This window comes from Fodinibius sp. (assembly GCF_034521915.1).
GTDB lineage: Bacteria > Bacteroidota > Rhodothermia > Balneolales > Balneolaceae > Fodinibius.
The window spans coordinates 434,651-445,000 of the sequence record NZ_JAXHLU010000004.1 but is presented as its reverse complement, the minus strand read 5'-3'; the positions used below and the strand labels follow the sequence as shown (position 1 = coordinate 445,000).

Below are 10,350 nucleotides of genomic sequence, written 5' to 3'. Positions count from 1 at the left end.
GGATCAAATAAAAATCCTACATCAACCTCCCGCTCCTCATCTTTCCAAATAGGAGTAAAGGTATGGATACCAACATGAATAGCCTGCTCTCCATTTGATATAATCTCACTAACTTTTTCTTTTATTTTTTCACGATGAGGTTGATAATATTTCTCGAATATTTGCTCTCGCACATGCAACGGCTGCTCCCTGGTAAATTCAGAAAAAAGAGTTGGGCTTTGTGTTGAACGATTCAAATCCACAAGCAACCGGGTAACAGTATTTAAGTAAGGCTCTTTATTTAGTCTATCAGAAATGGCATTCGTTAACTCCAAAGCTCCAATATCAATACCCCGATGGGTCTCCAGTATTTCAGGATTATCCTCAAAGAGGTGATGGAACTCCTCCGGAACTTCGTTGCCGGCATGCTCACAAGTAATAATAAGTTGGGTGCCCATTTTCTATCAATACTTTTTTTGTTCAACCTAACCTCCATATAAATAACAAACGATTCAACACTATTTCATTCCCCAGGCAACCTAAAAACAATCGCTATTTTTTATACCTTGTTCCGTAATTATAAATTCAGATATCCATTATAAAATATGTCGCTACTATTTATTGCTCCCGATCGGGATCTTTCTTCCTGGGAAGATGCAATTCACAGTATTGATCCCAATATCGAAATTGATATTTGGCCGGCTATTAAAGACAAAAACCGAGTACAGTTTACTGTATGCTGGAATCATCCCCAGCATCTTCTTGACGGCTTCCCCAATCTTAAAGCTGTTTCATCGCTGGGAGCTGGAGCTGATCACCTGCTTTCAGATAAGTCACTTCCAGAATCGGTTGATATCTGTCGCGTTGTTTCTCCATCGCTGGTCCAACAAATGAAGGAATATATTTTGGCGGCCGTTCTGAATATTCAACGGAATTTTGTGCATTACATTCGGCAAAACGATCAAAAAAGATGGCAACCTCATAATCATCCGTCACCAAAAAACCTACATGTGGGTATTATGGGATTGGGAGAACTCGGCAAGCCAGCTGCCAAACAGTTGGCCGAGTTGGGATACCAGGTTTCGGGGTGGTCTCGATCGGCAAAAAAAATCGAGAGCGTAAATACGTTTGCCGGTAAAGATGAACTTCACAAATTTATCAACAACACTCATATCCTTATTTGCCTGCTCCCTCTTACTGATAAAACCAGAGGCATTCTTAATCTCGAAATCTTTAAACAGATGGATGACCGTGGTTGGATTATTAATGTGGCACGCGGCGAACACTTGGTGGACGAAGATTTGATTTATGCATTAGACAGTAATATCCTGCAAGGGGCTTGGCTGGATGTTTTTTCTGAGGAACCACTGCCCGACAAACACGCGTTCTGGAATCGCGAAAATATTATTATTACTCCCCACATTGCCAGCATCACCAAACCTAATGAAGTGGCTAATCAGATTGTAGAAAATTACAAGCGGGCACTTTCAGGAATGGAACTAAATCATAAAGTAGACCGTGAGCTCGGATACTAAACTGATTTAGTGATAGGTAGCGAGTAAGAAGCAAAGAACATAGTTACTCATTACTAGCATATATTAACTAACATCCACCGGGGTAATCCATCCAAACGGATCTTCGGCTTGTCCATACTGAATATCAGTGATGGCATCGTAGAATTTCTCACCCACCGGACCTCTTCCATCAATATCAAATGTCACAGATTGTCCATCATGATGGACCTCCTCTACCGGAGCCACTACGGCAGCAGTACCGGCACCGAAAACTTCGTCCAACCTTCCATCTTTACCAGCCTGCATTACTTCATCAATACTGATACGACGTTCCTCCACGGGCATATCCCAATGTTTAGCTAATTGGATCACGGAGTCGCGCGTAACGCCCGGTAAAATAGTACCCCGCAAATCAGGGGTCACTAACACGCCATCAATCACAAAAAAGATGTTCATCGTACCCACCTCCTCAACATATTTATGCTCTTCGGCATCCAGCCAAAGCACCTGATCAAACCCCTGTTTTTTAGCCTGCTGCGCTGGATAAAAGCTGGACGCATAATTGCCTGCTGTCTTGGCAGCACCTACGCCACCTTTTACAGCTCGAACATACTGCTGAGTAGTTGTCAGCTTCACCGGTCGATCGTAGTAAGAACCCACGGGAGATGTAATAATGTAAAAACGATACTTCTCTGCTACACGCGCCGAAATAATAGGATCAAAAGCACACGCAAAGGGACGAATATAAAGAGAGTTCCTATTATTTTGGGGTACCCATTTATGATCCAGCTTTATAAGCTCTTTAATTCCTTCCAAGAATACTTCACGGTCAACTTTTGGGATACACATACGTTCACAAGAACGGACCATACGCTCGTAGTTCTTTTCCACCCGAAAAAGATTTATTGTATTCTCATCAACATGATAAGCCTTGGTACCCTCAAATACCGACTGGGCATAATGCAGCACATTTAGGGCCGGTGTCACTTCAATAGAACCATATGGTTTTATTTCCGGTTGCTGCCACTTCTCATCCCGATATTCCATCTCGAGCATATGATCTGCAAATTCAAGGCCAAATCCTGGCTTATTCAGATCTACATTATCTATTCTACTCGATGATGCTTCTGTTATTTTAAAATTAGTATCAGTAGTCATAATAAAATCTTTCAGTTCAAGAATGCTAACATACAATTTTTACGGATGAATTTCTTCAGAAATTACTTCGAAAGTAGCATTAGCTTTTTTTTAAAATCAATAACAACTTCTGGCAACCTATCTCAGACTATCTGTATTTAAACCTTTTATCAGTTGACAAACTTAAGCGGTTTCTGCTTTTTAGAATTGCTTGATCTCATTAAAAAAAATCTATCGCCAATGAAAGCATTATCAAAGTCCTCTATCCTTATTTCAATTCTTTTACTGGTAACCGTAGATGTTTTACCGGCCCAACAAACTACACCGCCCAAAATACTATCAATGCAGGAACGAGCCAATGTAATGAACAGCTGGCTGGAATACCGGCTCGACAATATTGTTCCAACCCTCATGCAGCGAGAAAATATCGATATGTGGGTTATTATAGCGCGAGAATATAATGAAGATCCCGTTATCAAAACGATGCTTCCCGCCACCTGGCAATCCGCGCGCCGCCGAACAATACTTGTTTTTTCGGACAACGGCAAAGAGGTAGAGCGGCTGGCCGTTGCACGCTATGATATCGGCAAATTTTTTAAAACGGCTTGGAATAAAGACAAAGAACCAAACCAGTGGAAACGATTAGTTGATATTATTAAGGAGCGTGATCCGGATAACATTGCCCTAAATTATTCCTCGAATTTTGCATTGGCTGACGGTATCAGTCACTCCGAATACAAAGCTTTTACTTCCGCCCTTCCACAGCGTTATCGAAACCGTATTGTATCGGGAGAAAAGCTAGCGATCGGATGGCTCGAAACACGCACCGATCCCGAGATGCAAGTTTATCCGATGATCTGTCATATTGCGCACGATATTATTGCTGAAGGATTCTCAGAGAAAGTTATCCAACCGGGTATAACAACCACAAAAGATGTAGAGTGGTGGTATCGCGAGCGCATTCGAGATCTCAATCTAACAGCGTGGTTCCATCCAAGCGTATCGGTACAACGAGCCGCCGAACCTGACACCTCATTCTTAGCTAACTTCTCCAAACGTCCCGCTGAAAATATTATACGCCCCGGCGATCTTCTGCATGTAGACTTGGGAATTACCTACCTTGGACTAAATACCGATACCCAGCAGCATGCATACGTGCTGAAAGCCGGAGAAACCAAAGCTCCAAAAGGTTTGCAAAAGGCGTTAGAAACCGGCAATAACCTACAGGATATTTTGACCAATAATTTTAAAGAAGGATTAACCGGTAATGAGATTCTATCAAAAAGTCGTAAAGAAGCTATTGCCCAGAATATTAAACCAAGTATTTATACCCATCCTATTGGATATCACGGACACGGTGCCGGCCCAACCATCGGGCTCTGGGATCAACAGGAGGGTGTGCCGGGCAAAGGCGATTATCCCCTCTATGCAAACACCGCTCACTCCATCGAATTAAATGCAACAGTACACATTCCTGAATGGGAAAAAGATATTCGCATAATGCTCGAAGAAGATGCCTTTTTTGATGGCGATTCTGTTCGATATATTGACGGCCGCCAGACAAAGCTTTGGCTGATTCCTCGACAACAATAATTCTAACTGGTTTATCTATTTTTGATGAGCAGCATAAACTCCTTGCTAAATCTTCTGAAAAATACTCCGAATGGTGCTTTTTTTAATCCCTGGTATCAAAAGGACCCCGAGCATGACATAAGTGAGAATAGTCCCCATATCCGTAAAAAACAGCTAACACACTATCTTAAAGAACGACTCGATACTGCCAAATATCTGTTTATTGCCGAAGCTTTGGGCTACCAGGGCGGACATTTTACCGGTATTGCCATGACCTCCGAGCGGATTTTACTTGGTCACCACGAGCCGGTGCACGGCATCCCGGCGGATGGAGCTTTTCAATTCATCGAAGCAGAGCGCACCAGCAAGCCGGAAGTAAATGCAAAAGGAATGTCAGAACCTACTGCTACCATCATGTGGAAAGCAATTTATCAGCTGGGAATTGATCCCTACGAAACTGTGCTTTGGAACGCCCTGCCCTGGCACCCGTATGATCCCAATGACGGACTACTTAGCAATCGTACTCCTACCGACCATGAACTGGAACAGGGATATCCATCACTAAAAGCTTTCTTAGAGCTCTTTTCTGATGGACAAATTATTGCCGTAGGACGAAAATGCGAACAAAGTTTGGACGCCTTCGGGATTTCCAATTATACGCCTGTCCGTCATCCCGCCAACGGTGGAGCGCCAAAATTTCGTCGACAGATGACACAATTAATAGAACGCAGATAACACAGATTAGGTAGATTTTCACGGATTTAATCTTTCATTATTAGACAAATCAGTGATTATCTGTTCAATCCGTACGAACCGTGTTCTATTTATCCCGTGCTTTGCATGGCAGCCGCCACGCCATTGATACTCAAAAACAGGGCATCACGTAACTTTTCTTCGTTAGCATCTTCCATTTCTCCTTTTCTTCTCCACCGATCCAGCAGCTCGGTTTGCATAATATTTAACGGATAGGTAAATGGATTCCGAAACCGAATTGATTTCTTTATTACAGGATTGATATCAAGAAGCTCATCTTGTCCCGTAATCTGCTTAATGGCATCCTCTGCTTTATCGAAATCCTCTGTAATACGGTTGTGGAACGTTCCATCATCGATATCATGATACGTATTGGCAGTAGGAATATGCGTCCGAGCCATTTCTCGCTGGGCATTATCAAGTACCGTTTTAAAAAAGATAACCTCTTCATACCACTCCTGAAGCTGAGAAAGCATACCCTCTTTTTGCAGCAACTGCTGTATGGCCTTTCCTATGCCATACCAGCCCGGTACGTTGTATCGCACCTGCGTCCATGCAAATACCCAGGGAATAGCTCGCAGGTTTTCAAAATCAGCAGCTTTGGCACTTCCACGAGAAACCGGCCGTGATGCGATGGGTAACCGGCTGATATGCTCGATGGGAGTCTTTGCCGTGTACCAACTCCAGAAGTCTTCATCATCAATAAGGTCGCGATACCCCTTCATAGATACTGTTGCCAGCTGTTCCATAGTCTCATCAAACTGCGACTGCTGCTGCATTTCAGACTGCTCTGAGATCGTAACTCGAATCATGGCATTTACAATTTGCTCCAGATGACGCCGGGTAATAGGTGCCAATGAATACCGAAACGAAATCACCTCCCCTTGCTCAGTAAAACGAATACGTCCATTATTACTGACAGGAGGAAGCGCCAAAATGGCCTGATTCGATCGCCCGCCACCGCGACCAACAGTGCCGCCCCGACCATGAAATAATCTAAAATCGACTTCATACTCTCGACATACTTTCCCGAGATCACGCTGGGCCTTTTCAAGTGCCCAATTGGCCATCCAGTATCCCCCGTCCTTATTGCTGTCGGAATAGCCAAGCATAATTTCCTGCAAGTTATTCCGCGCATTTAGCTGATTTTGGTAGACCGGGCTTTCATAAATTTCTGTCATAAGCCGTCCGCATTCCTCTAAATCCTCAATCGTTTCAAAGAGCGGAACCACATCAATCTTACTGTCAACTTTGTCGTCTTCAAAACTCCAGAGTCCCGTTTCTTTTGCCAGGATAAGTACCTCCAGCATATCGCTCACTCCGTGGGTCATGCTGATGATGTAATTACCAAAGCTATTTTTATCCAATCTCAGCATCCAATCGATAATCTGAAACACTTCCAGCATCTGCGAAGTATTTTCATCCAGATGTGCCTGGACCGGAGAAAGTGGCCGCGGATTTTTAAGCTCTTTGGTCAACAGCTGCACTTTTTCCTCTTCAGATATAGATCGATATTCATCCGTAACCTGCCCTACTTCCAGCAGTTCAGCAACAGCAGCCTCATGTTTTTCGGAATGTTGACGAATATCCAAACCTGCCAGATGAAAGCCGAACGTTTGGGCTCGAACTCGCAAATGTCTCAATGTTCCCTGTGATGCTACACTTTGCAAGCCAGATTTTTCCAAACTTTTGGATATCAGCTCCAAATCATTAATAAAGTCGGATAACCGATATTTTTGAGCTTCCTCTAAAACTTCATTGGGGCGACCCGATTTTATCATATCAAGCTGATGCTGTAGCTTGTGCATCATATGCGTGACCTTTCGACGATACGGCTCTTGATTGTATAGTCGCTCATAGCGATCCGAAAGCGGATCTTCCTGCTGGTCCTGCTCCAACGAAGCCGCCAGCTCATCTGATATCTCATATTTATTCTGGGAAATACTCAAGTATCGGCGTAAATCATCGAGCTCATCCAGGTACAGCTCCATCACATTCTTGCGCTGTTCCAAGATGGTCTGCCAGGTAACCTCCGGCGTTACGTTGGGATTTCCATCCCGATCGCTGCCAATCCACGACCGATAACGCAAAATTGGGTCAAAGTCCGGCACCTCCTCATAGTACATCTCAAAGGCGTTACGCAGATCATCATACAAAATCGGAATCGTTTGCCAGATAGCATTCCGAAAATAGAATATGCCGTTTTCAACTTCGTCCTCAACCGTTACGCGCTCCGTTCGTACTTCATCAGTAGCAAGCAGCAAGTATATTTCGTTGAAAATATCCAGCGTTAGTGCTTTGCGCTCATCCGGTGTCAAATCATCGGCCTTAAATTGCTCAATCATCTCAGTGATATGCTGCTGCTTCGTTAGCACGCTGTGTCGGCGGGCCTCGGTGGGATGAGCTGTTATAGTCGGCTGAATATCGAGTTTTGCTATTACGCCAGCAGCCTCATCAGCCGAAAATCCCTCCTCCTTAAGATGATAAACAGCCTCTGCAATACTTTCGCTGCGCGGCGAATCCGGCCCCGTATTCATTGCCCGTTCGTGATTGATGCGCGTAATTTCGCGCTGTTCCTGCGAATTCATCAAGTGGAAGAAAACCGTAAAGTACCGCAGAAACTGAGCAATTTGATCGGTCGAGAGATCTCCTATGCTCGACTTTAGCTTCGCCAACGCTTCCTCATCCTGTTTATCAAAAGCCTGATGAGCAACTTCTGAAAATGTAACCAGCAACTCTAGAAACTCTTGATCTTCTTTATCTTCAATAATTTTCTCCAGAAAATCTGCCAGAAGCTCCAAACGCGCTGTAAGCTTTTCACTAATGCCACTCTGATTACTTCGTTCTTTAATAAGTTTATCCCACTTCATAGTTTTCCTTTTTCGTAAATTAAAAATGTATTTCTAAAATGGGATTTTAATTTTTAAAAACACAATTATGCCGAAACGATGCGATTGGTGCGAAAACACCTTTTATCAATACATCCGCTATCACGATGAGGAATGGGGCGTTCCTGTTTATGATGAAAAAACGCAGTTTGAATTTTTAGTACTGGAAAGCTCACAAGCAGGATTAAGCTGGAGCACCATCTTAAAAAAACGGGAGGGCTATCGTAAAGCTTTTGCCAATTTTGATGTCGGAAAAATAGCTGCTTTCGAGGATGCTAAGGTCCAGCAATTGCTATCAAACCCCGATATCATCCGTAACGAAAACAAGATTCGTTCTACCATAAATAATGCCCAACGGTTTATTGAGATCCAACAAGAGCATGGCAGCTTCTGTAATTATATTTGGGATTTTGTGGATGGCAAGCCGATCCACAATCACTGGGAAACAATGGATCAGGTTCCGGCAACTACCGAAATCTCTGACGAGCTAAGCAAGGACCTCAAAAACCGTGGATTCAAGTTCATCGGCAGTACCACTATATATGCCCATATGCAAGCCACCGGTTTAGTTAACGACCATTTGACATCATGTTTTCGGCATGAACAAATAATGCAAAACCATTAGGCCAAAATGTGCACAAAATTTATAATCATCATTATTTTAATGCTTAGAAAGATGTTTTTATAGCTATTAAAAAAGCTGAATTTTTCTATATTTGAGGCAAAATAAATTAATCAACTAATTTTAAAGAGAAACAACTTGTTATGCGTTCAATGTTTTCACTGGAAGAAGTTGGAGAAATGTTAGATATGAAAACCAGTGATGTAGAAAAAGAAATTGAAAGTGGTCATTTAACGTACTCGTTTCACGATGGGGAGAAAATGATTACGCTCTATGATCTGGAAAAATATATGGGTGCCGAACAGACACGTAAAATAACCAACGAATATTTGGAGAAACAGGATACCGAATAAAGCAGACTAATTATTTTTATTTTGCTGTATTGTAATCGTTCAGTGCCCCCTCTATTCTTCCACTTTTGCTAACTTCTGTTTTGCCAACCACGGTTCTACGTTATCATTTACATATTTTACCTTAAACCCATCTCGGTGTAACAAAGATGTAGCTACTGAAGCACGAGCCCCCGTCCGGCAGTAAACCAGCCATGTTTTATCTTTATCCAACTCTTGTTTCCGTTCTAACAAACGAGTATGTGCAATATTAAATGCTCCTTCGACATGTCCCTCCTTAAACTCCGTTAATTTTCTAACATCGAGCGCCTGGTAGTTGCTGTCTTCAATAAGTTTGGCAGCATCATCAAAAGTAATGGTTTCAACTCGTTCCGAAGACTTGCTGTTCTCCAAATACTGCTCTAACTCATCCGGCGTTACATATCCTCTTATATCATCCAATCCAATCCTGATCAAATCCCGGACCGCTTCTTCGAGATTATCTTCGTCAATAATCAAATAAATATCCTCGTCTTCTTTTACATACGATCCCACCACCGTATTAAAAGCCTTATTGTAGGTAGAAAGTAACGAACCTTTCAAATGGCCATCCATAAAATCGGTACGTTCCCGGGTATCCACGACTGCACTTCCCTCCTGCATTGACCGGTTCGCTAATCCTTCTACGGTTATTTTTTGGGGATTAGGAAGCTTGCCAAGTACGTTAGGACCGCCCCTGTTATCACGTTTCATGCGAGCAAAATAGAGAGGTGGTTCGGGCTGCCCCTCCAAAATAAAATTAACAAACTCTTGTTCACTTTCTGATGCTTGTATAGATGGATTATACCTCAGTTCATATCCTATGGTGGATTCAGGAACAGCACCCAGAGCTTTTCCGCATGCACTTCCCGAACCGTGTCCCGGCCATACCTGCAAATATTCAGGCATAGACTTAAATTTTTCTACTGATTTATACAAACTCCTTGCAGATGACTTCATTACTCCTTTTTGCCCCGCCGCTGTTTCAAGCAGATCAGGCCGACCGACATCACCTACAAAAACAAAGTCGCCCGTAAGCATACCCATAGGATCGCTTGCTGCCGCGCCATCCGTTACCATATAACTTACATGCTCAGGAGTATGACCGGGTGTATGCTTAACCTCAAAATGAATGTTACCTATACTAAATCGATCTCCATCTTTAACCAGCTCGTAATTATAATTACTGCCCTTTATCCACTCATATTTCCAGTGCTTATCGCCCTCATCCGAGGCATATATCATAACACCTTCCTCGGCAAATTCTCGAAGGCCTGTTAAATAATCCGCATGGATATGCGTCTCTGCAGCTGCTATAATATCCAATTCTTCATCTTCTGCTATCGTTTTATACCGGTCGATGTCCCGCATGGGATCAATAATAATAGCTTCGCCGGTAGCTTGACATCCAATTAGGTAGGAATATTGAGCTAATTTCTCCTCAAAGATCTGCTTAAAGTACATAGGTAATTATTACAAGTGATTTCAAATTTTCGTTGCAAATATAACATTCCAAT

General features: G+C 42.8%; 9 protein-coding genes (1 of these 9 running past the window's edge). 5 read left to right on the top strand and 4 right to left on the bottom strand.

Features of this window, described 5'->3' with window-relative positions:
* Positions 1–437: the 5' portion of an N-formylglutamate amidohydrolase gene (locus U5J89_RS04615; protein ID WP_322574438.1), read on the bottom strand. The gene continues 277 nt to the left of window position 1, outside the view; the window shows 437 of its 714 coding nt (coding positions 1–437); the start codon lies at positions 435–437; its stop codon lies beyond the left edge, outside the window.
* Positions 438–584: 147 nt separating this feature from the next.
* Between U5J89_RS04615 and U5J89_RS04610 the strand changes: the two genes are divergently transcribed.
* A complete protein-coding gene (locus U5J89_RS04610) occupies positions 585–1,514 on the top strand; it encodes a glyoxylate/hydroxypyruvate reductase A (protein WP_322574437.1) in 930 nt (309 codons plus the stop codon).
* A 63-nt stretch (positions 1,515–1,577) separates the two neighbouring features.
* On the opposite strand, the gene U5J89_RS04605 is transcribed toward U5J89_RS04610, so the two are convergent.
* Entirely contained in the window at positions 1,578–2,651 is a 1,074-nt protein-coding gene (locus U5J89_RS04605) for a branched-chain amino acid aminotransferase (RefSeq protein WP_322574436.1), read from the bottom strand.
* A 219-nt stretch (positions 2,652–2,870) separates the two neighbouring features.
* On the opposite strand from U5J89_RS04605, the gene U5J89_RS04600 reads away from it, so the two are divergent.
* Together U5J89_RS04600 and U5J89_RS04595 are read left to right on the top strand one after the other, a co-directional pair.
* The gene (locus U5J89_RS04600; RefSeq protein WP_322574435.1) at positions 2,871–4,223 is read left to right on the top strand and encodes a M24 family metallopeptidase; all 1,353 of its coding nucleotides are present in this window, start codon (positions 2,871–2,873) and stop codon (positions 4,221–4,223) included.
* Between the two features lie 24 nt (positions 4,224–4,247).
* The gene (locus U5J89_RS04595) at positions 4,248–4,937 is read left to right on the top strand and encodes a uracil-DNA glycosylase (RefSeq protein WP_322574434.1); all 690 of its coding nucleotides are present in this window, start codon (positions 4,248–4,250) and stop codon (positions 4,935–4,937) included.
* Between the two features lie 89 nt (positions 4,938–5,026).
* Here U5J89_RS04595 and ppc read toward each other — a convergent pair whose 3' ends face one another.
* Positions 5,027–7,825: a phosphoenolpyruvate carboxylase gene (ppc, locus tag U5J89_RS04590; protein ID WP_322574433.1), complete on the bottom strand. Its 2,799-nt coding sequence runs from the start codon at positions 7,823–7,825 to the stop codon at positions 5,027–5,029.
* 67 nt (positions 7,826–7,892) lie between these two features.
* Between ppc and U5J89_RS04585 the strand changes: the two genes are divergently transcribed.
* On the top strand, positions 7,893–8,468 hold the full coding sequence (locus U5J89_RS04585) for a DNA-3-methyladenine glycosylase I (protein WP_322574432.1): 576 nt from the start codon (positions 7,893–7,895) through the stop codon (positions 8,466–8,468).
* 140 nt (positions 8,469–8,608) lie between these two features.
* Positions 8,609–8,818 (top strand): hypothetical protein, encoded by a 210-nt coding sequence (locus tag U5J89_RS04580; RefSeq protein ID WP_322574431.1) that lies wholly within the window; start codon positions 8,609–8,611, stop codon positions 8,816–8,818.
* A gap of 51 nt (positions 8,819–8,869) precedes the next feature.
* On the opposite strand, the gene U5J89_RS04575 is transcribed toward U5J89_RS04580, so the two are convergent.
* On the bottom strand, positions 8,870–10,297 hold the full coding sequence (locus tag U5J89_RS04575) for an MBL fold metallo-hydrolase (protein WP_322574430.1): 1,428 nt from the start codon (positions 10,295–10,297) through the stop codon (positions 8,870–8,872).
* Between the last annotated feature and the right edge of the window lie 53 nt (positions 10,298–10,350).

Coding starts and splice junctions, on each gene's coding strand:
- U5J89_RS04605 (WP_322574436.1), bottom strand. CDS start 2,651: ATGACTACTGATACTAATTTTAAAATAACAGAAGCATCATCGAGTAGA.
- ppc (WP_322574433.1), bottom strand. CDS start 7,825: ATGAAGTGGGATAAACTTATTAAAGAACGAAGTAATCAGAGTGGCATT.
- U5J89_RS04575 (WP_322574430.1), bottom strand. CDS start 10,297: ATGTACTTTAAGCAGATCTTTGAGGAGAAATTAGCTCAATATTCCTAC.
- U5J89_RS04580 (WP_322574431.1), top strand. CDS start 8,609: ATGCGTTCAATGTTTTCACTGGAAGAAGTTGGAGAAATGTTAGATATG.
- U5J89_RS04595 (WP_322574434.1), top strand. CDS start 4,248: ATGAGCAGCATAAACTCCTTGCTAAATCTTCTGAAAAATACTCCGAAT.
- U5J89_RS04600 (WP_322574435.1), top strand. CDS start 2,871: ATGAAAGCATTATCAAAGTCCTCTATCCTTATTTCAATTCTTTTACTG.
- U5J89_RS04585 (WP_322574432.1), top strand. CDS start 7,893: ATGCCGAAACGATGCGATTGGTGCGAAAACACCTTTTATCAATACATC.
- U5J89_RS04610 (WP_322574437.1), top strand. CDS start 585: ATGTCGCTACTATTTATTGCTCCCGATCGGGATCTTTCTTCCTGGGAA.